25 protein-coding genes are annotated in these 23,924 nt (G+C 72.0%); 15 read left to right on the top strand and 10 right to left on the bottom strand.

The window, feature by feature from the left end:
* The first annotated feature begins 5 nt into the window (after nucleotides 1–5).
* Complete coding sequence (locus tag AC5JJ1_RS29150; RefSeq protein ID WP_495788623.1) at nucleotides 6–2,516, top strand: FtsK/SpoIIIE family DNA translocase; 2,511 nt, start codon at nucleotides 6–8, stop codon at nucleotides 2,514–2,516.
* Nucleotides 2,516–3,106, top strand: a complete 591-nt coding sequence (locus tag AC5JJ1_RS29145) for a DUF4412 domain-containing protein (RefSeq protein ID WP_495788622.1) — start codon at nucleotides 2,516–2,518, stop codon at nucleotides 3,104–3,106. The genes AC5JJ1_RS29150 and AC5JJ1_RS29145 overlap by 1 nt, the downstream gene beginning before the upstream one ends.
* Here the strand turns inward: AC5JJ1_RS29145 and AC5JJ1_RS29140 are convergent.
* Nucleotides 3,064–4,053: a hypothetical protein gene (locus tag AC5JJ1_RS29140; RefSeq protein WP_495788621.1), complete on the bottom strand. Its 990-nt coding sequence runs from the start codon at nucleotides 4,051–4,053 to the stop codon at nucleotides 3,064–3,066. The two genes, AC5JJ1_RS29145 and AC5JJ1_RS29140, sit on opposite strands and share 43 nt — an antisense overlap.
* A 130-nt stretch (nucleotides 4,054–4,183) precedes the next feature.
* Here AC5JJ1_RS29140 and AC5JJ1_RS29135 point away from each other — a divergent pair, with 130 nt between their 5' ends.
* From AC5JJ1_RS29135 to AC5JJ1_RS29110, 6 genes are all read left to right on the top strand, one after another.
* Nucleotides 4,184–4,825 carry a LolA family protein gene (locus tag AC5JJ1_RS29135; RefSeq protein WP_495788620.1) on the top strand — a complete coding sequence of 214 codons (642 nt, stop codon included), beginning with the start codon at nucleotides 4,184–4,186 and terminating at the stop codon, nucleotides 4,823–4,825.
* Nucleotides 4,826–4,894: 69 nt separating this feature from the next.
* The gene (locus tag AC5JJ1_RS29130) at nucleotides 4,895–5,668 is read left to right on the top strand and encodes a gamma-glutamyl-gamma-aminobutyrate hydrolase family protein (RefSeq protein WP_495788619.1); all 774 of its coding nucleotides are present in this window, start codon (nucleotides 4,895–4,897) and stop codon (nucleotides 5,666–5,668) included.
* Between the two features lie 356 nt (nucleotides 5,669–6,024).
* Complete coding sequence (locus tag AC5JJ1_RS29125; RefSeq protein ID WP_495788618.1) at nucleotides 6,025–6,711, top strand: fumarylacetoacetate hydrolase family protein; 687 nt, start codon at nucleotides 6,025–6,027, stop codon at nucleotides 6,709–6,711.
* Between the two features lie 118 nt (nucleotides 6,712–6,829).
* On the top strand, nucleotides 6,830–7,672 hold the full coding sequence (locus AC5JJ1_RS29120; RefSeq protein ID WP_495788617.1) for an exodeoxyribonuclease III: 843 nt from the start codon (nucleotides 6,830–6,832) through the stop codon (nucleotides 7,670–7,672).
* 1 nt (nucleotide 7,673) lies between these two features.
* On the top strand, nucleotides 7,674–8,339 hold the full coding sequence (tsaB, locus tag AC5JJ1_RS29115; RefSeq protein WP_495788616.1) for a tRNA (adenosine(37)-N6)-threonylcarbamoyltransferase complex dimerization subunit type 1 TsaB: 666 nt from the start codon (nucleotides 7,674–7,676) through the stop codon (nucleotides 8,337–8,339).
* The gene (locus AC5JJ1_RS29110) at nucleotides 8,336–8,764 is read left to right on the top strand and encodes a GNAT family N-acetyltransferase (RefSeq protein WP_495788615.1); all 429 of its coding nucleotides are present in this window, start codon (nucleotides 8,336–8,338) and stop codon (nucleotides 8,762–8,764) included. The genes tsaB and AC5JJ1_RS29110 overlap by 4 nt, the downstream gene beginning before the upstream one ends.
* On the opposite strand, the gene AC5JJ1_RS29105 is transcribed toward AC5JJ1_RS29110, so the two are convergent.
* Entirely contained in the window at nucleotides 8,751–8,936 is a 186-nt protein-coding gene (locus tag AC5JJ1_RS29105; RefSeq protein WP_495788614.1) for a sulfurtransferase TusA family protein, read from the bottom strand. The two genes, AC5JJ1_RS29110 and AC5JJ1_RS29105, sit on opposite strands and share 14 nt — an antisense overlap.
* A 160-nt stretch (nucleotides 8,937–9,096) precedes the next feature.
* Between AC5JJ1_RS29105 and AC5JJ1_RS29100 the strand changes: the two genes are divergently transcribed.
* The 3 genes from AC5JJ1_RS29100 to AC5JJ1_RS29090 all read left to right on the top strand — a co-directional run bounded on the left by AC5JJ1_RS29100 (nucleotide 9,097) and on the right by AC5JJ1_RS29090 (nucleotide 11,041).
* The gene (locus AC5JJ1_RS29100; protein WP_495788613.1) at nucleotides 9,097–9,564 is read left to right on the top strand and encodes a Ros/MucR family transcriptional regulator; all 468 of its coding nucleotides are present in this window, start codon (nucleotides 9,097–9,099) and stop codon (nucleotides 9,562–9,564) included.
* A 155-nt stretch (nucleotides 9,565–9,719) separates the two neighbouring features.
* Complete coding sequence (locus tag AC5JJ1_RS29095; RefSeq protein ID WP_495788612.1) at nucleotides 9,720–10,202, top strand: Fur family transcriptional regulator; 483 nt, start codon at nucleotides 9,720–9,722, stop codon at nucleotides 10,200–10,202.
* Complete coding sequence (locus AC5JJ1_RS29090; protein ID WP_495788611.1) at nucleotides 10,199–11,041, top strand: GNAT family N-acetyltransferase; 843 nt, start codon at nucleotides 10,199–10,201, stop codon at nucleotides 11,039–11,041. Before AC5JJ1_RS29095 ends, AC5JJ1_RS29090 begins: the two co-directional genes overlap by 4 nt.
* Before the next feature lie 34 nt (nucleotides 11,042–11,075).
* On the opposite strand, the gene AC5JJ1_RS29085 is transcribed toward AC5JJ1_RS29090, so the two are convergent.
* The 8 genes from AC5JJ1_RS29085 to AC5JJ1_RS29050 all read right to left on the bottom strand — a co-directional run bounded on the left by AC5JJ1_RS29085 (nucleotide 11,076) and on the right by AC5JJ1_RS29050 (nucleotide 19,086).
* Nucleotides 11,076–12,395, bottom strand: a complete 1,320-nt coding sequence (locus AC5JJ1_RS29085) for an ABC transporter substrate-binding protein (protein ID WP_495788610.1) — start codon at nucleotides 12,393–12,395, stop codon at nucleotides 11,076–11,078.
* A 113-nt stretch (nucleotides 12,396–12,508) separates the two neighbouring features.
* Entirely contained in the window at nucleotides 12,509–12,718 is a 210-nt protein-coding gene (locus AC5JJ1_RS29080) for a hypothetical protein (protein WP_495788609.1), read from the bottom strand.
* 81 nt (nucleotides 12,719–12,799) lie between these two features.
* Entirely contained in the window at nucleotides 12,800–13,549 is a 750-nt protein-coding gene (locus tag AC5JJ1_RS29075; protein ID WP_495788669.1) for an ABC transporter ATP-binding protein, read from the bottom strand.
* Nucleotides 13,550–13,635: 86 nt separating this feature from the next.
* Nucleotides 13,636–14,424 (bottom strand): MlaE family ABC transporter permease, encoded by a 789-nt coding sequence (locus AC5JJ1_RS29070; protein ID WP_495788608.1) that lies wholly within the window; start codon nucleotides 14,422–14,424, stop codon nucleotides 13,636–13,638.
* The gene (gene alr / locus AC5JJ1_RS29065; protein WP_495788607.1) at nucleotides 14,424–15,500 is read right to left on the bottom strand and encodes an alanine racemase; all 1,077 of its coding nucleotides are present in this window, start codon (nucleotides 15,498–15,500) and stop codon (nucleotides 14,424–14,426) included. Before alr ends, AC5JJ1_RS29070 begins: the two co-directional genes overlap by 1 nt.
* Nucleotides 15,487–17,013, bottom strand: coding sequence for a replicative DNA helicase (locus AC5JJ1_RS29060; RefSeq protein WP_495788606.1), 1,527 nt, complete (start codon nucleotides 17,011–17,013; stop codon nucleotides 15,487–15,489). Before AC5JJ1_RS29060 ends, alr begins: the two co-directional genes overlap by 14 nt.
* 164 nt (nucleotides 17,014–17,177) lie before the next feature.
* The gene (locus AC5JJ1_RS29055) at nucleotides 17,178–17,627 is read right to left on the bottom strand and encodes a family 16 glycosylhydrolase (RefSeq protein WP_495788605.1); all 450 of its coding nucleotides are present in this window, start codon (nucleotides 17,625–17,627) and stop codon (nucleotides 17,178–17,180) included.
* A gap of 328 nt (nucleotides 17,628–17,955) precedes the next feature.
* Nucleotides 17,956–19,086, bottom strand: coding sequence for an MFS transporter (locus tag AC5JJ1_RS29050; RefSeq protein WP_495788604.1), 1,131 nt, complete (start codon nucleotides 19,084–19,086; stop codon nucleotides 17,956–17,958).
* Nucleotides 19,087–19,185: 99 nt separating this feature from the next.
* Between AC5JJ1_RS29050 and AC5JJ1_RS29045 the strand changes: the two genes are divergently transcribed.
* The 4 genes from AC5JJ1_RS29045 to AC5JJ1_RS29030 all read left to right on the top strand — a co-directional run bounded on the left by AC5JJ1_RS29045 (nucleotide 19,186) and on the right by AC5JJ1_RS29030 (nucleotide 23,924).
* A complete protein-coding gene (locus AC5JJ1_RS29045; RefSeq protein ID WP_495788603.1) occupies nucleotides 19,186–22,125 on the top strand; it encodes a helicase-related protein in 2,940 nt (979 codons plus the stop codon).
* A 15-nt stretch (nucleotides 22,126–22,140) separates the two neighbouring features.
* Nucleotides 22,141–22,443, top strand: a complete 303-nt coding sequence (locus tag AC5JJ1_RS29040; protein ID WP_495788602.1) for an RNA-binding S4 domain-containing protein — start codon at nucleotides 22,141–22,143, stop codon at nucleotides 22,441–22,443.
* A 74-nt stretch (nucleotides 22,444–22,517) separates the two neighbouring features.
* Complete coding sequence (fdxA, locus tag AC5JJ1_RS29035) at nucleotides 22,518–22,850, top strand: ferredoxin FdxA (RefSeq protein ID WP_495788601.1); 333 nt, start codon at nucleotides 22,518–22,520, stop codon at nucleotides 22,848–22,850.
* 276 nt (nucleotides 22,851–23,126) lie between these two features.
* Nucleotides 23,127–23,924, top strand: a complete 798-nt coding sequence (locus AC5JJ1_RS29030) for a CarD family transcriptional regulator (protein WP_495788600.1) — start codon at nucleotides 23,127–23,129, stop codon at nucleotides 23,922–23,924.

The raw sequence follows: 23,924 nt of genomic DNA, 5'->3' as shown, positions 1-23,924 counted from the left end.
GACCTATGCCCGCGCCCCGCCTTTCCGCCGCCGACCGCCCCAATGGCTCCGCCCGCCTCCGCCGCTTCGCCTCGCCGGCGGTGAAGGCGGCGATGCGGCGGCGCCTCTTCGAGCTCCTGGCCCTGCTCGCCGCCCTCGCCGGGCTCGGCCTGCTGGTGGCGCTGGCCAGCTACGACCCGGCCGACCCCTCCCTCTCCACCGCCACCGCCCGGGCGCCGACCAACCTCGCCGGGCCGGCGGGCGCCATGCTCGCCGACCTGCTGATGCAGGGCTTCGGCTGGGCGGGGGCGCTGCCGGGCCTCGCGCTGCTGGGCTGGGCCTGGCGGCTCGGCAGCCATCGGGGCCTCGGCCTCTTCCCGGCGCGGCTGGCCGCCCTGCTCGCCGCCATGCCGCTGCTCGCGGCGCTGCTGGCCCTGGCGCCCATCCCGGCCGGGATCCCGGTCGAGGCCGGGGCGGGCGGCGCGGCGGGCGCCGTGGTGCATGGCGCCGTCGCCCGCCAGGCGGTCGCCCTGCTCGGCCCCTTCGGCGGGGTGGTCGGCGATGTCGCCCTCGTCGCCCTGGCGCTCGCCTGCTCCGCCGCCGCGCTCGGACTCTCCCCCAGCGAATGGCTCGGCCTCGGCCGGGTGGCGCGGGCCGGCGCCGGCGGCGTCGCCCGCTTCGGCGCGGCCGGCCTGTCGCGGGCCGGCGGCGCCGGGGCGCGGCAGGCCCGCGGCCTGCTCGGCCGAATGGGCGGCGGCATCGCCAGCCTCTTCCGCTTCCGCCGGCGCCGCCCGGCCGGCCCGCCGCCGAACGACCTGGCGAGCGTCCTCCGCGCCGCCGATGCCGCGGCCGAGGCGCCGCGCGTGCCCCGCCGCGAGCCGCGCCTTGGCGAGGAGCGCAGCGAGCCATCGGTTGCCCCCGCCCCCGCCCCGCACAAGCCGCCCAAGGTCGCCGCCCCGCCCGCGCCCGCGAAGCGCAGCGAGTCGGTGCGCCAGCCGCAGCTCGACCTGCAGGACAGCCCCTGGCGCCTGCCCCCGCTCTCCCTGCTGCAGGAGCCGCCCGCCAAGCGCGTCGGCCGCCCCTCGGAGGATGCGCTGCAGGCCAATGCCCGGCTGCTCGAGCAGGTGCTGGAGGATTACGGCGTCCGCGGCCGCATCGCCGCCATCAACCCGGGCCCCGTGGTGACGCTCTACGAGCTGGAGCCGGCGCCGGGGACCAAGTCCGCCCGCGTCATCGGCCTTGCCGACGACATCGCGCGCAACATGCATGTGACAGCGGTGCGCATCGCCACCGTCCCCGGCCGCAACGTCATCGGCATCGAGCTGCCGAACGCCAAGCGCGAGACGGTCTATTTCAGCGAGTCGATGGCCGCCGAGGAATGGGTGCGCCACCCGGGCCGCCTGCCGCTGGCGCTCGGCAAGGACATCGGCGGCAACCCGGTCATCGCCGACCTCGCCCGCATGCCGCATCTGCTGATCGCGGGCACCACCGGCTCGGGCAAGTCGGTCGCCATCAACACGATGATCCTCTCGCTGCTCTGGCGCTTCAGCCCGGAGGAGTGCCGCTTTATCATGATCGACCCGAAGATGCTGGAGCTCTCGGTCTACGACCGCATCCCGCACCTCCTGGCGCCGGTGGTGACGGAGCCGCCCAAGGCGATCGGCGCGCTCAAGTGGACGGTGCGCGAGATGGAGCGGCGCTACCGCGCCATGTCCCAGCTCAGCGTCCGCAATATCGGCGGCTACAACGAGAAGGTCGTCGAGGCCCGCCGCCGCGGCGAGGTGCTGACGCGCAAGGTGCAGACCGGCTTCGACCCGGAGACCGGCAAGCCCGTCTTCGAGGAGCAGCCCCTCGCCCTCTCGCCGCTGCCGATGATCGTCGTCGTCATCGACGAGATGGCCGACCTGATGATCGTCGCCGGCAAGGAGATCGAGGCGGCGGTGCAGCGCCTGGCGCAGATGGCCCGCGCCGCCGGCATCCATGTCATCATGGCGACGCAGCGTCCCTCGGTCGACGTCATCACCGGCACCATCAAGGCCAACTTCCCGACGCGCATCAGCTTCCAGGTGACCAGCAAGATCGACAGCCGCACCATCCTCGGCGAGCAGGGCGCGGAGCAGCTGCTCGGCCAGGGCGACATGCTGCACATGGCGGGCGGCGGCCGCGTCTCCCGCGTGCACGGCCCCTTCGTCTCCGACACCGAGGTGGAGCGGGTGGTGGAGTTCCTGCGCGAGCAGGGCGAGCCGGCCTATATCGAGGAAGTGACCGAGAGCGACGAGGAGCTCGAGGGCGGCGAGGGCCTGTCGCTCTCCGGCATCGCCGCCGGCAGCGACAGCGAGAAGGGCCTGTTCGACCAGGCCGTCGCGCTCGTGAGCCGTGAGGGCAAGGCTAGCACATCCTTTATCCAGCGGCATCTCAACATCGGCTACAACCGCGCCGCCAAGCTCATCGAGCAGATGGAGAAGGAAGGCGTCGTCGGTCCCGCCAATCACGTAGGCAAGCGGGAGGTCCTGGCGCGCCGCACCGAGGAGGATTGATGCGCAGCTTTCCGATTGCCGGCCTGGTCGCAACGCTTGCGGCCATGTCGCCCGCCTGGGCGCAGGACCGCCCGCCGCTGGTGCCGTCGCGCGACGTCAGCGTCACCTACCACGTCGCCGGCGGCCAGGCGGGGCAGGACATGCGCATGGCCTGGCGCGTCGCCGACCAGAAGCTCCGCGTCGACATGCCCGGCGGCATCGGCTGGTCGGTGATCGACCAGCAGGCCAAGACGATGTTCGTGGTCATGGAGCAGCAGCGCATGATCATGCGCATGCCGATCAACAACGGCCCGGGCGGCATCAGCATCCCGACCCAGCCGCCGGAGACGGCGAGGTTCACCCGCGGCGGCACCGCGACCATCGCCGGCCAGGGCTGCACCCTCTGGCGCTACGAGAACCAGGGCGCCACCGGCGAGTCCTGCATGACGGCGGACGGCGTCATGCTGCGCAGCACCGGCACGGTGAACGGGCAGACCGCCGTCCTGGAGGCGACCGAGGTGAATTACGGCCCGCAGGACGCGGCCCGCTTCACCGCGCCCTCCGGCTATCAGCAGATGCAGATGCCGGCCGGCACCCCGCCGGCCCGCTGAGGCCACAGGCTGAGGGCCCGGAGCAGCAGCCGGGCCCGCACCCGCTCCGCCGCCAGCGCCCCGGGCGGCAGCGGCCGGAGGGCGAGCGCCGGGCTTGCATCCTCCACCGCCGCCCAGGCCGTGCCGAAATGCCGGGCTCGCAGCATCGCGGCGAGCGCCCCGGCCGGCAGGCCGAGCCGCCGCGCCAGGCGCCGCAGCGCCGCGTTCTCCGGCGCGGCGCTCCCCACGCCCCCGGTCCAGAGCCGCCGCAGCGCGGCCCGCGCCCGCAGCCGCCGGCAGGCGGGGCCGAGTCGCTCGAGCGCCGGCAGCGCCGCCGGGCCCGTCACCATCGCATCCGCCTGGCGGACCGGCACGTCCCGCGCCTGGAGGCCGGCGAGAAGCCCCTCCGGCCCGGGCAGCGGCATCGCCGTGCCGAGCAGCCCGGCCCGCAGCGCCAGCGTCCCCGCCGCCCCGGCCATCGGCGCCGCATCGCCCGCCGGGTCGAGCCGCGCCGCGATCGCGTCCAGCAGGCCGGCATAGTCCCAGCCCGGCTCCGCCGAGCGGACCCGCCCCGCCACGGCCGGCGCCCCGGCCGTCAACGCCCCGGCATGGGCGGCGAGCCAGCCCGGCTCCGGCAGCCGCTCCGCCTCGGCGACCAGCACGGCGCCCGCGGGCCCGACCCATTCGGCCGCCGCCAGCAGGCCCTCGCGCCAGGTCTCGCCGGGCCGCGCCATCCGCAGCGCGAAGGGCAGGCTGCCCGGCAGCGCCGCGGCCGGCATCGGCCGGTCCCGCGGGAGCAGGACGACGCCGAGCCCGCCCTCGGCCGGCCGCAGCCCATGCGCCATCCGCTGCGCCTCGAGCCGGTGCAGCCAGCCGGGCATGGCCGCCGCCGCCCCGGCCAGCACCAGGGCAAGCCGGGGCTGCGCCAGGCGCGGGCGGGCCGGGGCATACAGGGTGTCGAAGATCATGCGGGGCGCAAAGCCATCGTGCGGGCAGGGTGGCCCACCGGCGCCCAGCACCGGCATCACGCTGCCGATACGTGTCTTCACGGTCCGGTGGGGCTTTCCCTCGCCGCCCTGCCGGTCCACATGCTGGGCGATGGACCGCCGCACCCTGCTCGCCTTGCCGCTCGCCCTGTCGTCGCCCTGGGCCGCCGGCCCGGCCTCCGCCCAATCCCCCGGCCTCAGCGACCGCGACCGGGCCGACATCGCCCGCGCCGAGGCCTGGCTCGGCGCGCTCCGGACGATGAAGGCGCGCTTCCTGCAGATCGCCCAGAACGGCGCCGCCGCCGAGGGCACCGCCTGGATCCAGCGCCCCGGCCGCATGCGCTTCGAGTACGACCCGCCCGAGCCCTTGCTGCTCGTCGCCAGCTACGGCCAGTTCTTCTACTTCGACCGCCAGCTCAAGCAGGCAACGACCATCCCGCTCGCCTCGACGCCGCTCGGCATCCTGCTGCGCGACGAGGTGCGCCTCGCCGGCGACGTCACCGTCACCCGAGTGGAGCGGGGCGGCGGCGTCTTCCGCATCACCATCGTCCGCACCGGGCGCGCGGCCGAGGGGCGCCTCACCCTCGTCTTCGCCGACAACCCGGTGGAGCTGAAGCAATGGGCCGTGGTCGACGCCCAGGCGCAGGAGACGCGGGTGACGCTGTTCCAGCCGGAATATGGCAGCCGCTTCCCCGCCCTGCTCTTCGACTTCAACGATCCGCGCTTCCGCGAGGAGCTCGGCATCCCGCAATGACGAATTTGCGGCCATTCGTGCGGTTGTCGTCTTGAACGCGCCGCACTGCCGCGCGATTTTGCGGGGGTGATGAAGCCCCTCATCGGAATCTCCTGCTGCGTGAAGGCCTTCGGCATCTTCGCCACGCCGAACCACGCCGCCTCCGACAGCTATGTCCGCGTGGCGCTCGGCCCTGTCGGCGGCATCCCCGTCCTGCTGCCTGCCGCCGGGGAGGCCCTGGTGCCGGAGATCCTGCCGCGGCTCGACGGGCTGATCCTCACCGGCAGCCGCTCCAATGTCTGCCCGGATTTCTACGAGGGCCCGCCCCATGCCGAGGGCACGCCCGAGGACATCGCCCGCGATTCCACCACCCTGCCGCTGATCCGGGCCGCCATCGCCGCCGGCCTGCCGGTGCTGGCCATCTGCCGCGGCTTCCAGGAGCTGAACGTGGCGCTGGGCGGCACGCTCGACCAGCGCATCCAGGACCTGCCCGGCCGCCTCGACCATTCGACGCCGTCGGACCAGAAATACGGCCGCATCCGCACGGCGAAGGCGCATGGCGTCCGCCTGGCCCCAGGCAGCCTGCTGGCCCGGGTCAGCGGCCGGACCGAGATCCCGGTGAACTCGCTGCACAACCAGGGCATCGCCCGGCTGGCCCCGCGGCTCGTCGCCGAGGGCTGGGCCCCGGACGGGACCGTTGAGGCCGTCCGCGTCCGCGATGCGGTCGGCTTCGCCTATGGCATCCAGTGGCATCCGGAGTATGATTGGGAGACGGATGCGGTCAGCCGTGGCCTTCTCGAAAATTTTGGCGAGGCGGCGGAAGCCTGGGCCGCCCGGCGGCGTTTGCCCCTCGCAGCCGAGTAAAGGGGGCATCACGCCTGCGTGATACAGCCCCCACGGGACAGTCGCATGGCTGCCTCGCGCAAACGCCTTTTGCGTACGGCTCCGTCTTTCGCTACTGTCAGCACGCTGGCTGCCTTAAAAGGCCAGCGGTGATGCCCGGTTTCCCCTACCGGCTCGCCCGACCATTCCGATCGGAACTAGCGTACCGACGCCCGGGCACCCCCCTGTCCGGGCGTCTTTTTTATGCGTTCCATCAACTTACAGGCGATTTTTTTCCGGGTCCATAAGCAACCACGCGCAAGCGGCGGCTTCCTGGCCCTGGCCCGCGCTGCTATGCCCGCGCCGAACGATATCCGCGTCAGGGAGGCATCCAGCGCATGTCCGACTATGTCATCACGCCGCCGGTGGTGGCCGCCGTCCCCATCCGGGGCAGCAGCCAGATGTTCCCGGTCCGCCGCATCTTCTGCGTCGGGCGGAACTATGCCGAGCACGCCATCGAGATGGGCAGCGACCCGACCCGCGAACCGCCCTTCTACTTCGCCAAGCCAGCCGATGCGCTGGTGGTGAACGAGGCCGACATGCCCTACCCGCCAATGACCAAGCAGCTCCACCACGAGATGGAGCTGGTGGTCGCCATCGGCTCCGCCGGCGCCGATATCGGCGTCGAGGATGCGCTAAAGCATGTCTGGGGCTACTGCGCCGGCCTCGACATGACCCGCCGCGACCTGCAGAACGAGGCGAAGAAGACCGGCCGGCCCTGGGACATGGGCAAGGGCTTCGACAACTCCGCCCCGATGGGCGCGCTGGTGCCGGCCAAGGGGGTCGACGTCTCGAAGGGGAAGATCGAGCTGCGGGTGAACGGCAAGGTCACCCAGACCTCCGACCTCTCGAAGCTGATCTGGTCGGTGCCGGAGGTGATCTCCAACCTCTCCCACCTCGTCCGCCTCGCGCCGGGCGACCTCATCATGACCGGCACGCCGGAAGGCGTCGCCGCCGTGCAGCGGGGCGACCTGCTGGAAGGCTTCGTCGAGGGCGTCGGCGAGGTGCGGACGCGCATCGTCTGATCACGCCTCACAAAGCCGCGGCGCGGTTCCGCGGGGGCCCCGGTCGGCGCTTCCCGCGGTTCGGCGTCGCGGGGGCCGCGCTATTGTGGCCCCTGCCCGGCCCGTCTATCCCTCGGCCATGCCGCACGCTGCCCCATCCGACGCCGTTCCAGCCCGGACCCTCCGCATCGCCACCTGGAACATCAATTCCGTCCGCCTGCGGCGCCCGCTGCTGGCCGGGCTGATCTCGGCGCTCGACCCGGACGTGCTCTGCCTGCAGGAGACCAAGTGCCCGGACGACCTCTTCCCGCTGGAGGAGATCCGGGCGATGGGATTCCCGCACATCGCCCATCGCGGGATGAAGGGCTACAACGGCGTTGCCGTCCTCTCGCGCATCCCCTTCGAGATCCGCCACGACGACCCGGACTGGTGCTCGAAGGGCGATTGCCGCCATCTCGGCGTCGCCCTCGATGTCCCGGGCGGCCCGGTCGAACTGCATGACTTCTACGTCCCCGCCGGCGGCGACACGCCGGACCGCGAGGCCAACCCGAAATTCGCCCACAAGCTCGACTTCGTCGCCGAGGCCACCGCCTGGACGAAGGAGCGTGGCCCGGCGCGGCGCAGCGTGCTGGTCGGCGACCTCAATATCGCCCCGCTCGAGCATGACGTCTGGAGCCACAGGCAGATGCTCGGCGTCGTCTCCCACACCCCGGTGGAGGTGGAGGCGCTGACCGGCTGGCAGCAGGCCGGCGACTGGCACGACGCCCTCCGCCACTTCGTCCCGGCCGAGGAGAAGCTTTATACCTGGTGGTCCTACCGCGCGAAGGACTGGGAGACCTCCGACCGCGGCCGCCGCCTCGACCATGTTTGGGTCAGCCAGGACCTGGCCGGCGCGCTCACCCGCCACCAGGTGCTGAAGCCCGCCCGCGGCTGGACCCAGGCGAGCGACCATGTGCCGGTGATGGTCGAACTCGCGCTCTGAGATGGCGCTGATCCTCGCCCTCGACGCCGCGCTGGCCGGCTGCTCCGCCGCCCTGGTCGAGGGCGACCGGGTCCTGGCCGCCCGCGCCGCGCTGGGCGAGCGCGGCCATGCCGCCTTGCTGCCGCCGATGGCCGAGGCGGTGCTGCGCGAGGCCGGCCTTGCCGCCCCTGGCCTCGATGCCGTCGCCGCCGTCGTCGGCCCGGGCGGCTTCACCGGCATCCGCGCCGCGCTGGCCCTGGCCGAGGGCCTGGCCCTCGGCGCCGGCCGCCCCGCCATCGGCGTCACCACCGGCGAGGCGCTGGCGGCCGCCCTCCCCCCCGGCCCCCGCGCCGTCTGGTCGGTGATCGACAACCGCCGCGGCCGGGTGATGCTGGAACGCTTCCCGCCCGGCAGCCTGCAGGTCGAGGGCCCGCCGGAGGTCGTCGCCGAGGCGGACCTGCCCCGCCCGGGCGGCCCCGTCGCGCTGGCCGGCGACGCGGCGCCCGGCGTGGCCGCCCGCCTCGCCGCCCGCGGCCTCGATGCGCTGCTCAGCGATTCACGCCTGCCGAGCGCCATCGCCGCCGCCCGCGTGGCTGCCCTCCGCCTCGCCGGCGCCCTGCCGCCGCTCCCGGCCCGTCCGCTCTATGGCGAGCCCCCGGCGGTGCGGCGCCCGGGACGCCCGGGATGAGCCCGGCCCAGCCGGAGGACGCGGCATCCCTCGCCGCGCTGCATGCCGCGGCCTTTCCCCCGGCCGAAGCCTGGGGCCCCGATGCGATGCGGCTGATGCTGGAGATGCCCGGCGCCTTCGGCCTCTGGCGCCCGGCGGAGGGGCTGGTCCTCGCCCGCGCCGCCGCCGGCGAGGCGGAGATCCTGACCCTCGCCGTCGCCCCCGCCGCCCGCCGCCGGGGCCTCGGCGCTGGCCTGCTCGCCAGCGCCATGCAGGGCGCCATCCTCCGCGGGGCGCGGGAGATGTTCCTCGAAGTCGCCGCCGGCAATGCCCCGGCGCTGGCCCTCTACGCCGCCGCCGGCTTCGCCGAGGTCGGCCGCCGCCGCCGTTACTATGCCGGCGGCGAGGATGCGCTGGTCCTCCGCCGCCCGTTCAGCCCTTCCTGAGGAGCAGCAGCGCCGTCCCGTCCCCGGCCTCCGCTTCGGCCAGCACCGCGTGGCCCTGCTCCGTGGCGGTCCTCGGGATGTTGCGCCGCGGCTCCTCGCCGCGCAGCCGGACCAGCAGGGTCTGGCCGGGCGCCATGCTGTCGAGGGCCAGCCGCGTGCGAACGAAGGTCATTGGGCAAGTCTCGGCCGTGATGTCTATCTGACGGTCACCAGTCAGTTCTTTCGCGTTTACAAGACTCAAGGTTTGTTGCCCTTCAACCGGTCGAAACGGATTGCGAAACGGCCTCGACAGGTACTATAGGGCAGAGACTTCAAACAGGAAGACGTGCCAGATGGCTGAAGAATCCCCCTCGACTGAACTGCTTGGACTGACCGCTGAAATCGTTGCGGCGCATGTGTCCAACAATCCGGTCGCCTTGGCTGATCTGCCGAACCTGATTCAGGAAGTATATAAGACGCTGGCCTCGGTCGGTCAGCCGATCGTGAAGTCGCAGCCTGACCGGCCGCAACCGGCTGTGCCCGTCAAGAAGTCGATCACCCCCGAATACCTGATCTGCCTCGAGGACGGTAAGAAGCTGAAGATGCTGAAGCGGCATCTGCAGACCTCCTACAACCTCACGCCCGAGCAATACCGGGAGCGCTGGGGCCTCGGCTCGGATTATCCCATGGTGGCGCCGAACTATGCCAAGCATCGCTCGTCGCTCGCCAAGAAGATCGGCCTCGGCACCAAGCCGCGCGGCCGCCCGCCGCGGGCCGGCCGCCGCGAGGCCGCGCCCGCCGCGGCCGCCAAGACCGCCTGATCCGCCAGCGTCGCCCGGGGGCCGCCCCCGGGGCTCCGCCCCTGGATTGCGGGGCGGCGCCGGGGGCTGCCTCCGCCATGGTCGCGGGCGCGGCATCGGTTTATGGTCGCCCGTCCGATCTCAGCGACCCCCAGGAAGGGCAGACCGCCAGCCGCATGGATACGCCCGCTTCCGCCGACCGTGAGGGCATCTCCCGCATCGAGAGGATGTGCATCGAGCGCGGCCTCAAGATGACCGGCCAGCGTCGGCTCATCGCCCGTGTGCTCTCGGAGAGCGAGGACCACCCCGACGTGGAGGAGCTGTACCGCCGCGCCGTGGCGCAGGACAGCCGCATCTCCATCGCCACCGTCTACCGTACCGTCCGCCTGCTGGAGGAGAAGGGCATCCTCGAGCGGCGCGACTTCGGCGGCGGCCGCGCCCGCTACGACCAGGCCGATCGCGGCCAGCACTACCACCTGATCGATGTCGACACCGGCAAGGTGATCGAATTCGCCGACCCGCGGCACCAGGCCCTCGCCCAGGAGATCGCCGCCCGCCTCGGCTTCGAGCTGGTGGACCACCGGCTGGAACTCTTCGGCCGCCGCTTCCCGGAAGGCGCCGCGCCGCGCCGCCCGGCCAAGCCGCGGGACGAGGCATGAGCGCCGATCCCTTCGCGGCGCCTGCCGCCCCGACCGCCGATGCCGGATTCGGCGAGCTACGTGCCGGCAATCTCGGCGTCCGCATCGCCGAGACGGTAGGGGAGGTGGACGCCGCCCAAGCGCTCCGCTTCCGCGTCTTCTACGAGGAGATGGGCGCCAAGCCGGATGCGGAGACGCTGGCCAGCGCCCGCGACCGGGACGCCTTCGACGCCGTCGCCGACCACCTGCTGGTCATCGACCACGACCTGGGCGAGGGCCCGGCCTCCGTCGTCGGCACCTACCGGCTGATCCGGCGGGAGGCGGCCCGGGCGGTCGGCGGCTTCTACTCCGCGGCCGAGTACGACATCGCGCCGCTGCTGGCCCTGCCGGGGCCGATCCTCGAGCTCGGCCGCTCCTGCGTCGATGCCAACCATCGCACCCGGGGGACCCTGCAGCTGCTCTGGCGCGGCATCGCCGCCTATGTCTTCCGCCACCGGATCGACCTGATGTTCGGCTGCGCCAGCCTGCCGGGCACCGACCTCGACGCCCTGGCCCCGGCGCTCAGCTACCTGCACGCCCATCACCTGGCGCCGCCGGCGCTGCGGCCCCGCGCGCTCCGCGAGCGCTACGTGGCGATGGACCGGCTGGACCCGGCCGGCCTCGACATCCGCGCGGTGCAGAACGACCTGCCGCCGCTCATCAAGGGCTATCTCCGCCTCGGCGGCTTCGTCGGCGACGGCGCGGTGCTCGACCCGCAGTTCAACACCACCGATGTCTGCATCGTGGTGAAGACCGAGCTCATCACCGACAAGTACTCGAAGCATTACGAGCGGAAGCTCGGCCCCGGCATCTTCGACTGACGGGGCGGGGGTCGCCCCCGCCCCGCCCAGCTCGTCACCCCCGGTAATGCCGCTTCGCCCGGCGCTCCGCCTCGCGCGCCGCGGCCTCGGGCGTCGCCTGGCCGGCGGCGACGGAGGCGCACATCTGGATCAGCACGTAATCCGCCGCGACCGCGCCGGAGGCGAGGCTGATCGGCCCGCGATAGCCGCTCCAGAAGGGCGTGTTCATCGTATCTGCGAAGACGGCGAGCTTGGGGTCGGAGGACCAGACGCTGCTCTGCCGGTAGGCATTCAGCGGATGCGCCCAGTAGCCGAGGCAGCCGACCAGCCAGGGGTCGTACTGCTCCGCCTCCATCATGAAGGCGAGGAAGGCCTTGGCCGCATTCGGGTAGCGCGTGTGCTTGAAGACCATGGCGTTCATCACCGTCGTCGAATGCGGCGGCGCGGCGGCCAGGCCCTTGGGCATCGGCGCATGGTTCATGTCGTCGGCGATGGCCCGCGTGTTCGGGTCGTTCTTCACGCTGAAATAGAGCGAGACGCCATTGGCCGTCAGCCAGATATCCTGCGAGGAGAAGGCCCGGTTGTTGGAGATGTCTGACCAGGACAGCGTGCCGGAGATGAAGGTCGGGTACAGCTCCTTCAGGTAGGTCAGCGCCGCCACCGTCTCGCGGCTGTTGATGGCGACCTTGCCCTCCTCGTCGACCAGCGCGGCGCCGTGCGACCAGAGCAGCCACTGCGCGAAGCCGTTGCCGTCGCCCACCGCGTTGCCGAGGGCGAAGCCTGGCGGCTTGCCTGCCTGCCGCAGTGCCTGGCAGAGCTTGAGGAAACCCGCATGGTCATCCGGGATGGCGTCGAACCCGGCCTCCTTGACGGCCGAGATGCGGTAGTTGGCAGGCCCGATATTCCCGCCGATCGGCAGGCCCAGCCAGGTCTGCGACCGGTCCTTCTTGCCGTATTTCTCGGCGAGGAAGGTCCATCCCCCATAGCGCTGCCCGAGATACTCGGCGATGTCGGAAACCTCGACGACCTTGTCCTGGTAGATATGCGGATCGTCGCCCCAGCCGATGACGACGTCCGGGCCGCTGCCGGTATTGGCGACGACCGCGGTCTGCGGCCGGAGGTCCTCCCAGCCGACGAAATCGACCCGGACGGGGATGTTGTACCGGTCCTGGAAGGCCTGCGCGTTGCGGCGGAAGATGACCTCGTCCGGCTCGACGAAGCGCGCCGGGCGGATGATGCGGAGGCTCGCCCCCTGCTCCGGCGTCAGGCGCGGCGGCGCCACGTCGCGGCGCGGGATGGCGGATTGGCCGAAGGCCGGGCCGGCGAGCGCGGCGGCACCGAGGGCGAGCGTCGCCCTGCGGGTCAGGTCGTGCATGCTTTGTTCCTCCCCAACTCGAATTGGGCCGAGGCGTCGCCCAGGGCGCCGGCCTGGCCGGGCGAGGATGCGCCGCGTTCGGTGCGGAAAGCGAGAAAAAGCCGCAGCGGGTGTCAGTCAGGCTGGTCCACGAAGCCGCGATAGACCGCGAGCACCGTGTCGTCGACCAGCAGGCCGCGGTCGAGGAAGCGGTGCAGGATCTTGGAGTCGACCTTTCGGCCGGAGGATTTCATCCGGGCCGCGAGGTCATGGATGCTGAGGCCATGCCGGGCGACATAGGCCTGCAGGTCGGTCTTCACCCGCTCGCGCTCGGACGGTGTCATCGGCCAGGCTCCTCCTCGATGCGGGCCGCTGCTGACGGCGACCTCGCCGGGGGAAATCAAGGCAGAGCCGGGCGACGAAGTCTACCGCCGCAGCTCCATCTGGATCGGCCCCTCGCGCTCGCCATTGGCGAACTGGTCGACCATCGCATTCCCGCTATGGCCGAGCTCCGCCGCCGGCCCGGTCCAGACGATGCGCCCGCGATGGATCATCGCCGCCGTCTCGCCGATCCGCCGCGCGCTCGCCATGTCATGGGTGATGGAGACCGCGGTCGCGCCGAGGCGCGTCACGCAGTCGACGATCAGCCCGTCGATCACCGCGCCCATGATCGGGTCGAGCCCCGTGGTCGGCTCGTCGAAGAAGATGATGTCGGGCTGCGCGGCAATCGCCCGCGCCAGCGCCACGCGCTTCTGCATGCCGCCCGAGAGCTCCGCCGGCGAAAGGTCGCCGACCGTCTCGGCGAGGCCCACCTGCGCCAGCACCTCGACCGCCCGGTCGCGCGCCTTGCCGCGGGTGATGCGGTTCTGCGCCAGCAGCTTGAAGCAGACATTCTCCCAGACGGGGAGGCTGTCGAAGAGCGCGCCGTTCTGGAACAGCATGCCGATGCGGTCGCCGAGCGCCTCCCGCTCCCGCCGCGGCAGCGTCAGCACGTTGACCCCGTCGATCTCGATCACGCCGGCATCCGGCTCGATCAGGCCGAGGATGCACTTGATCGTCACCGACTTGCCGGAGCCGGAGCCGCCGAGGATCACCATCCCCTGCCCCGCCGCCACGTCGAGGTCGACGCCGTCCAGCACGCGCTTCGGCCCGAAGGACTTGGCCAGGCCCCGCATCCTGATCTTGGGCGTGGCGTCGGCGGCCCGCTCCAGGCCTCCGCTGCCCGGCGCCGCCTGCACCCTGCGGTCGTCGGATCCGATGCTCATCGCGCGAAGAAGATCTCGGTCAGCACGTAGTCGAGCGCCAGGATGAGGATGGAGGAGGCGACCACGGCCGCCGTCGTCGCCCCGCCCACGCCCTGCGCGCCGCCCTTGCTGCGGTAGCCGCACCAGGTCCCCATCAGCGCGATGATAAAGCCGAAGACCGCCGCCTTGACGAGGCCGGATATCACGTCATCCGCCTCGAGGAAGTCGAAGGTCGACTTCAGGTAGGCCGCCGAGACGAAGCCGAGCTTCAGCGTGCCGATCAGCCAGCCGCCCATCACGCCGAGGATGTCGGCGACGAGGACGAGCAGCGGCAGGGCGATGGTCGCCGCCAGCAGCCGCGGCGCCACCAGGTACTTCATCGGGTTGGTCGAGAGCGTGGTCAGCGCGTCGATCTGGTCGGTGACGCGCATGGTGCCGATCTCGGCGGCGAAGCTGGCGCCGATGCGCCCCGCCACCATCAGCGCCGCCAGCACCGGCCCGAGCTCCCGCACCAGGGAGATGACGACGACGCTGGCGATGGCGCTCTGCGCGTTGAAGCGGGCGAAGCCGGTATAGCTCTGCAGAGCGAGGACCATGCCGGTGAAGACGGCGGTCAGCGCCACGACCGGCAGCGAGAACCAGGCGACCTCGAGGAAGGCGCGCCAGAACAGCCGGCCGTAGAAGGGCGGGCGGACCAGATGGCTCACCCCTTCGAGCGCGAAAAGGGTCACGTCGCCGATCGCCCGGCAGGCGCCGAGCGTCGCGCGGCCGAGGGCCGCGAGCGGATCGAGCAGGACGGCCGCCATCAGGCGCCGATATGGTCGCGGCGGTAGCGGGCGCCGAGCGAGGTCAGGATCTCGTAGCCGATGGTGCCGGATGCATCGGCCAGGTCGTCCGGCGTCTGCCCCGGCCCGATCAGGCCCATCCGGTCCCCGGGCGCGGGCAGCGGGACATCGGTCACGTCGAAGGTAATCAGGTCCATGGATACCCGGCCAACCAGGGGCACGGGCCGACCGGCGAGGATGCCGGTGGCCCGCCCCGAGAGGGCGCGAAGGTAGCCATCCGCATACCCGGCGGCAACCGTGGCAATCCGGGAGGGCCGGGCGGCGGTCCAGCTCGCCCCGTAACCCACTGGGGCGCTTGCTGGAATCTCCCGCACCTGCAGGATCGGCGCCGCCAGCGCGACCACCTGGCGCATCGGGTTCGGCCGGCCCGGGGTCGGGTTGATGCCGTAGAGGGCGCAGCCCGGCCGCCCCAGGTCGCTGGCGAAATCCGGCCCGAGGAAGAGCCCGGCGGAGTTGGCGAAGCTCCGCGGCGCCGGCGGCAGGCGCGCGCAGGCGGCCCGGAAGCGCCGGGCCTGCTCGGCATTGAGCGGATGCTCCGGCGCATCCGCGCAGGCCAGATGCGTCATCACGTAGCGGAGGTCGAGCCCGGCCAGCAGCCCGTGGTCGGCGGCGACCCGCTCCAGCTCCGTCGCGTCGAGGCCAAGCCGCGCCATGCCCGTATCGACATGCAGGATCGCCGGCAGCGCCCGGCCCGCCCGCCGCGCCGCGGCCCCCCAGGCCGCCAGGTCCGGCAGCCCGTTCAGCACCGGCACCAGCCCCTCGCTGCCATCCGCTCCCGGCGGGAAGCCGTTGAGCACGGCGACCATCGGCCCCGGCCCGATCGCCTCGCGCACCGCCACCCCTTCGGCCAGATGGGCCACGAAGAAATGCCGGCACCCGGCGGCCAGCAGGGCGCGCGCCACCGGCGCTGCCCCGAGCCCGTAGCCATCCGCCTTCACCGCCGCGCCGACCGCCCCCGGCGCCGTCTCGGCGAGCTGCCGCCAATTCGCGGCCAGGGCGGCAAGGTCGACGGTGAGGACGCCCTCAGTACCCGTCATGGCCGATATGCGCCTGGTCCAGGTCGCCGAAGCGGGTGAACTCCGCCTCGAAGAAGAGCGGGATGGTCCCGGTCGGGCCATGGCGCTGCTTGGCGATGATCAGGTCGGCGCGGTTGTGGACGGCCTCCATGCGCTGCTGCCACTGGTTCAGCGCCTCCTGGAACTTGTCCTCGCTGTCATGCGCCACCTGCTTCGGCGCCCGCTGCGCCTCGTAATACTCGTCACGGTAGACGAACATGACCATGTCAGCGTCCTGCTCGATCGAGCCGGATTCGCGGAGGTCGGAGAGCTGCGGCCGCTTGTCCTCGCGCTGCTCGACGGCGCGGGAGAGCTGGGAGAGCGCCATCACCGGCACCGCCAGCTCCTTTGCAATCGCTTTCAGCCCCTGGGTGATCATCGAGATCTCGAGCACCCGGCTCTCCGGCCGCGTCCCCGCTGCCGGGCGCATGAGCTGGAGGTAGTCGACAACGATGAACTCCAGCCCCCGCGTCCGCTTCAGCCGCCGGCAGCGGGTGCGGAGCGCCGAGATGGTGATGGCCGGCGTGTCGTCGATGACCAGCGGCAGGGTCGCCAGCTCCCGGCTGACCTCGACGAAGCGGTCGAAGTCGCGCTGCGAGATGTCGCCGCGGCGGATCTTGTCGCCCGAGATGCGGGAGGCCTCGGAGAGCAGGCGGGTAGCGAGCTGGTCGGCGCTCATCTCGAGCGAGAAGATGGCGACGGTGCCGCGCGGCTGCACGTCCGGCCCCTTCTCCCGCGCCTCCCGCACCAGGGCCTGGGCGGCACCGAAGGCGACCTTGGTGGCGAGCGCCGTCTTGCCCATGCCCGGCCGTCCGGCCAGGATCAGCAGGTCGGATCCATGCAGGCCGCCGGTCTTGGCATCGAGGTCACGGAGGCCGGAGGACAGGCCGGAGACGCCGCCCGGCGTCGAGAAGGCCCGCTCAGCGGCCAGCACCGCATCGGTCAGCGCCCGCTCGAAGGTGACGAAGCCGCCCTCCGAGCCGCCATCCTTGGCGAGGTCGAAGAGCCGCTGCTCGGCCGCCTCGAGCTGCGCCTTGGCATCGAGCTCCGCCTCGGCGCCATAGGCGCGGTTCACCACCTCCTCGCCCACATCGACCAGCTGCCGGCGCAGCCAGGCATCATGGATCATCCGGCCGTATTCGCCGGCATTGATGATGCCGATCATGGCCGAGAGGAGCTGGGCGAGGTAGGCCGGGCCGCCCACCTCGTCGAGCAGGCCGGAATGCTCGAATTCCGGCCGGAGCGTCACGACATCGGCCAGCTGCCCCGCCTCGATCCGCCGCTGGATGGCGCGGAAGATCCGCCCGTTCACCGCATCGGCGAAGTGCTCGGGCGCGAGGAATTCGGAAACCCGTTCATAGGCCTTGTTGTTGGCCAGCAGCGCGCCGAGCAGCGCCTGCTCCGCCTGGAGGTTGGAGGGCGGCAGCCTCTGCGAGAGGCCCAGCAAGCCGCCATCGAGGCCGGCGAATGGGGCAGACGGGTCCATGGTGTTCATGACGCCAGTCTAGCCCAGTCGGACGCCTGTGGATCATGGGGATGCCTGTGGATAACGGGGGCAACCTCAGCGGCTGCCTCCAGCGTGGCTTCCCGGTCGCCCTGATCCCGCCGAGCCGGCGATCCACGCCCCGAGTGGTCCCACCCAGGGCGATCGCGGGCCGCTCAGCCGATCCAGGTGTCGGTGTAGCTCACCTCGTAGACCGTCAGCGAGGTGTGGCTGTTGTTGTTCAGCATGCCGAAGACGGAATCGACCCCGCCGTGCTCGAAGTCCTTGCCGACATTCTGGGTGATGGTGCCGAAGGTATGGCCGTCCACCTTGAAGACGAGCTTGCCCGGCGTCCAGTCCAGCGAATACTTGTGCGGCTTGCTCTCGTCGATCCCCTCATAGGTCGCGGTGCGATAGCCGTCCCCGCCGCTGGCGGTCCTGTGGTGGGCGGTCCCGTAGACCTTGCCATTGTAGATCTCGGCGAGGTCCATCTCGTTGCCCGGCCACTTGTCGTTGCCCGGCCAGAGCATGACCGCGGAGCCGGCCTGGTTGCCCTTCAGCGCGGCGACCACCTCGTAATGGCCATAGCCGTTGCCGGCGCTCGCGCCGCTCGGCCACTGCATCATGCCTGAATTGCCCGTGAGCGTGACCTGCCCGGCAATGCTCGTGTCGATCTTGCCCCAAGCGTGATTGAGCTTGCCGACACCATTGGAAAAGGTTTCATAAAAGTTAGCCAAAACTGCGACCCTCCATCACTTCAATGAAACACCGTAAACGGTTGCGTGAACACGAAGAGGTGTTACGGCGTATTTCAGCGGAAGGTCAACAGAAACAATGCTGCTGACATTCAAAGTCATTGTCGATCGGGATCATTCCTTCGCCTGGCCGAATGCGGAACGATAGGCCGGATACTTCCCGCCCCCTGGCTTTCCGGGATCGACGCTTGCCCGGTACTCAACCTGGAGCCCGCAGGATCAGGCGCAGCCGCGCCGCCACCGGCAGGGCGATGGCACAGAGCCCGGCCATGGCCCAGAAGCCGCCGCCGCCATAGGCGGCATAGAGCGGCCCGCAGAGATAGGTGAGCACCCCCGCGGCGAGCCCGACCCCGAGCGAGGCATGCAGCGTCTGCGCCGTCGCCGCCTGGCCCGGCGGCAGGCCGCCCAGCACCCGCATGGCGCCGAGATGCATCGCGCCGAAGGTCAGCGCATGCAGCAGCTGCACGGCGACGAGCGCCGGCAGCCAGCTCGTCGACGCCGTCACGCTCCAGCGCAGCACGCCGGCGAGCGCCGCCAGCATCGCCATCCCCGCCGGACCCAGCCGCTCCACCAGCGGCCTGCCCCAGAGGAACAGCAGCACCTCGACCACCACCCCCTCGCCCCAGAGCAGGCCGATGACGCCGGAGGAGAGGCCGGCCGCTTGCCAATGCAGCGTGGCGAATCCGTAGTAGAGGGCATGGCTCCCCTGGATCAGCGCCGAGACGGGCAGCAGCCAGCGGAAGGCCGGCTCGCGGAAGGGCGCCCGGAAGCCGCCGCGCCCGCCGCCCGGGACCTCCAGCCGCGGCAGCCCCCGCGCCGCCAGCGCCGTCAGCAGGAAGCAGAGCGAGGCGATCCAGATCACCGCCTCCGCCCCCGCCACCTGCACGGCGAAGCCCGCCAGCACCGCGGCCGCGATGTAGCTCGCCGACCCCGCCGACCTGGCCCGCCCGTAGTCGAACCCCATCCGCCGCGCCGCGCCGAGGCAGAGCGCATCCGAGAGCGGCACCACCGGCGCGCTCACCAGCGCATGCAGCATGGCGACGGCGACGAGCGCCCCGAAGCCGGGCGCCCAGGCGAAGCCGGTCACCATGCCGGCCGCCAGCCCCGCGGCCAGGACGAGGATGCTCCGCGCATCGCCGAAGCCGTCTGCCCCCCGCCCCACCGCTGGCGCCGCCAGCAGCCGAACGGCGGAGGAGACCGCCAGCACCGCCGCGATCTGCCCCGGCGTCAGCCCATGCCCGACCAGCACGGCGGGCAGGAAGGGCTGCAGCACCCCCACGGTGGCGAACTGCGCGGCATAGAGCAGCGCGAACCGCAGCGGTGCGCTCATCGCGGCGGGTGAACAGGCAGGGGCTTCGGCATGCCGCCGAGTAGCGCGGCCCTGGCCGAGGTTGCAATCCGCGGCCATCCGGCCCATGCATGGCGCCGCATGCCGGACACCCATCCCCCTATGTTCGACGCCAGGGTTCGCGCGGTGCTTGGCCCGACCAACACCGGCAAGACCCATTTGGCGATCACCCGCCTGCTGGCGCACAGCAGCGGCATCATCGGCTTCCCGCTACGCCTGCTGGCGCGCGAGAATTACGACCGCATGGTCGCGGCCAAGGGGGAGAGATACGTCGCCCTCATCACCGGCGAGGAAAAGATCGTCCCGCCCGAGGCGAGGTGGTTCGCCTGCACGGTGGAGGCCATGCCGCTCGACCGCCGCGTGGAGTTCCTCGCCGTCGACGAGATCCAGCTCTGCGCCGACCCGGATCGCGGCCATGTCTTCACCGACCGGCTGCTGAATGCCCGCGGCATGGTCGAGACCATGTTCCTCGGCGCCGAGACCATCCGCCCGCTGCTGCAGCGCCTCATCCCGCAGGCCGAGATCGAGACGCGCCCGCGCCTCTCCCAGCTCACCCATGCCGGCCCGCAGAAGCTGACGCGCCTGCCGCCGCGCAGCGCCGTCGTCGCCTTCTCCGCCGGCGAGGTCTATGCCATCGCCGAGGCCATCCGCCGCCGCCGCGGCGGCTGCGCCGTGGTCATGGGCCGCCTCTCGCCGCGCACCCGCAATGCCCAGGTTGCGCTCTACCAGAACCGCGAGGTCGATTTCCTGGTGGCGACGGACGCGATCGGGATGGGCCTCAACATGGATGTCGACCACGTTGCCTTCGCCGCCCTGCAGAAATTCGACGGCCACAAGCCCCGCCAGCTCACCGCGCAGGAGGCCGCGCAGATCGCCGGCCGCGCCGGCCGCGGCATGCGCGACGGCACCTTCGGCGTGACCGGCGACTGCCCGCCGCTGCCCGACGAGATCGTGCAGAAGATCGAGAGCCATAATTTCGAGCCGCTGCAGACGCTGGCCTGGCGCAACAGCGAGCTCGACTTCACCAGCGTCGACGCGCTGCTTGACAGCCTCGCCGCGCCGGCGCCGCAGCCGGGCCTCGCCAAGGGCAACGACGCGACCGACCACATCACCCTGTCCATGCTGGCGCGGGAGGATGAGGTCCGGGCGCTCGCCACCGGCCGCGCGCGGGTGCGCCTCCTCTGGGAGGCCTGCCAGATCCCCGACTTCCGCAAGCTCTCCGACGACAGCCATGCGGCGCTGTGCAGCCGCGTCTTCCGCCACCTGGCCGAGGACGGCGTGCTGCCCGACGAATGGGCGCTCGGCCAGATCGCGCAATGCAGCAGCATCGAGGGCGACCTCGACACGCTGATGGCCCGCCTCGCCAGCATCCGCGTCTGGTCCTATGTCGCCGCCCGCGCCGACTGGCTGAAGGACGCCGCGACCATCCAGGGCGAGGCCCGCAAGGCGGAGGACGCCGTCTCCGACGCGCTGCACGAGCGCCTCACCGCCCGCTTCGTCGACCGCCGCGCCGCCCACCTGATCCGCCGCCTGGACGACACGGAGGAGGAGCTGCTCTCCGCCGTCACCCGCCAGGGCGAGGTGGTGGTCGAGGGCCATCCGGTTGGCAAGGTCGAGGGCTTCCTCTTCCACCCCGAGGCCGAGGCGGAGACGGAGGAGCAGCGCAAGCTCATCCTCCGCGCCGCCCGCCGCGCGCTGAAGGAGGAGATGCCGCGCCGGGTCGCCGCCCTCGAGGTGGCGAAGGACGATGCCTTCGCGCTCACGCCCGCGCATCGCATCACCTGGAACAACGGCGCCGGCATCGCCGAGGTCGCCCGCCTCCGCCCAGGCTCCGAGCCCTCGAAGCCGCTGGTGGAGCCGCTGCCGAGCGAGTTCATCGACGGCGCCCAGCGCGAGCGCGTCCGTGCCCGCCTTGCCAAATTCGTCGAGGGCCTGGTCGCCAAGGAGCTCGGCATCCTCTCGGCGGTCGAGGCCAAGGCCGAGGCGGAGGGCGCGCTGCGCGGCCCCGCCTTCCTGCTGCGCGAGCAGCTCGGCCTCGCCCTCGGCGGCACCGAGGGCAACATCAACCCGGACCTGCGGCAGAAGCTGAAGGCGATCGGCGTCCGCGCTGGCCGCTTCGCCCTCTTCGTGCCAGAGGCGCTGAAGCCGCGCGCCATGGCGCTGCGCGCCCAGCTCTGGGCCATGTCGCGCAACATCGACACGCCCGGCCTGCCCGCGCCAGGCCTCGTCGCCCTGCAGAAGCCGGAGCCGGGGATGGCGACGCCGCCGGTCTGGGCCGACTGGCCGCCCGGCTTCGCCGCGACCATCGGCTGGATCGAGGCCGGGCCGGTGCTGCTTCGCCTCGACGTCGCCGAGCGCATCGCGGCCGAGCTCGGCTACCTGACGCGCCGCGCCCCGGCCCCGCCGCCGCCCGACCTCGCCAGCCGGCTCGGAGTGAAGGCGGACACCCTCGGCGTGACGCTGACTGCGCTCGGCTTCCGCCTGATGGAGCCGCAGGCGCTGGAGGAGGGGCAGTACGGCCCACCGACGCCGCTCCGCATCGCCCAGCCGCGGCCGCAGCACCATGCCCGCGGCGGCGACCGTCGGCCGCAGCCTCACCAAGGACAGCCGCAGGGCCAGCGCGACCGCCGCCCGCCGCAGCAGGCGCGGCCGCAGCCGCCCGCCCTGCCGGAGGGGATGTACGGCCCGCCGCTGCCGCCCGAGCTGCTGCGCGGCCCGCGCCCGCCGCATCACGGCAAGCCGCACCACCAGCACGGCCGGCCGCAGAACCAGGGCAAGGGCCCGCCGCCGCATCGCGGCCCACGTCCCGAGGGGCGCGGAGAGGGGCGTGGCGAAGGCCGGCCCGAGGGGCGTCCCGAGCATCGCCCCGAGGGACGGCACGAGGGCCGCCCCGACCAGCAGCGCCCGCGCCATGACGGCCCGCCCCGCGGCCCGCGCCCGCCGCAGCCGCCGCGCAAGCCGGAGCCGCGGATCAACCCCGACTCGCCCTTCGCCATCCTGGCGCAGCTCAAGCTGCGCTAGGCCGTGCCTTAGGTCATGGCCGAGGCGGAAGACCAGGACTGGCAGCGGCTCGACAAATGGCTCTGGTGCGCGCGGGTGGCGAAGTCCCGCGCCGCCTGCGCCCGCATCGTCGAGAAGGGCGGCGTCCGGGTGAACCGCCAGCCGACGGACAAGCCGCACTACAAGCTCCGCCCGGGCGACGTGCTGACCTTCGCCCTCGGCAGCGCCGAGCGCGGCGTCGTCCGCATCTGGCGCGTGCAAGCGCTCGGCGACCGGCGCGGGCCGGCGAGCGAGGCGCAGACGCTCTTCGAGGACATCTCCGGCGACACTTCAGCCTGACGGCTTGCCAGCCGGGCCGCGCCGGTCCATGTCTCCGCCCTGCCGCATGGGCTGCGCCAAAGGACCGAGCCGCCGTGACTTATGTCGTTATCGAAAATTGCATCAAGTGCAAGTTCATGGACTGCGTGGAGGTCTGCCCGGTCGACTGCTTCTATGTCGGCGAGAACATGCTGGTGATCCACCCGGACGAGTGCATCGACTGCGGCGTCTGCGAGCCGGAATGCCCCGCCGAGGCCATCGTTCCCGACAGCGACGACCGTGCCGCCCCCTATGCCGAGCTCAACCGCACTTATGCCGGGGAATGGCCGAACATCACCCGCAAGGGCGAGCCGCCGGCCGATGCCGACGAGTGGAAGGACAAGCCCGGCAAGCGGGACCTGTTCAGCACCAATCCCGGCAAGCCGTGAGGGCTTGGCCGTCTCAGTCCTGAGACTGCGCTCTCCGGCTGGGCAGCCGGGTGACACCCCCGGAAAATAATGCTATGCTGGCGGCATAAAGGCGGAACCGTTCCGGCGGGTTCGGCCGAGCCTCGCAGGCGCCCAGGATGGCCTGCTCGCGGCGCTGCGGCCCTCGAATGAACCGGATCGGTCTTGAGCCGATGACATGTCCTGGCGATCACCCCATCTGTGCGCCCCTTCCCGGCGCGCCATGGCATCGCCGGTGACGCAGGAGAGTTACCTGGAATGAAGCAACCCGCCCGCGCCAAGCCATCGGCCCCGAAGGCCGAGAAGGGCCGCCCTTCCGGCCCTGCGGCGCGCCCGGCCGAGGCGAAGCCTGCCCGTGCGGTCGCCGCCTCGGTTGCCAAATCGCCCGCGAAGCACGCTGTCAAGCCCGAGGCCGAAGCCCCGGCCCCCCAGGGCATGGCCGAGGCTCAGGCCGCTGCCCCGCTGCCCCCGCCCATGGCGACGCTCTCGAGCCCGGTGCCGCCCAGCGGCCCGATGCCGATGCGGCGCGACACCCATCCCTCCATCCCGCCGCGGCAGCCCTCGAAGCCCGTGGAGTTCAAGGCCGGCGACCATGTCGTCTACCCGACCCATGGCGTCGGCACCGTGCAGGGCATCGAGAGCATGTCCGCCGCCGGCCTGTCGCTGCAGGTGATCGTCGTCACCTTCGACGAGAACCGGATGACGCTTCGCGTGCCGATCAACAAGGCCGCCTCCTCCGGCCTGCGCAAGCTCGCCGCGCCGGATTCCATGCAGGAGGCGCTGGACACGCTGAAGGGCCGCGCCCGCATCAAGCGCACCATGTGGTCCCGCCGCGCCCAGGAATACGAGGCGAAGATCAACAGCGGCGACCCCGTGGCCATCGCCGAGGTGGTGCGCGACCTGCACCGCAATGCCGGCCAGCCGGACCAGTCCTTCTCCGAGCGGCAGATCTACGAGCAGGCGATGGACCGCCTCGCCGCCGAGCTCGCCGCCATCGACCGCACCGACAAGGCCGCGGCGACGACCAAGCTGCTGGACCACCTGAAGGCCGGCTGA

Source organism: Belnapia sp., assembly GCF_059504005.1.
The sequence above is the reverse complement of the archived record's forward strand: the minus strand, read 5'-3'. Positions and strand labels throughout refer to the sequence as shown.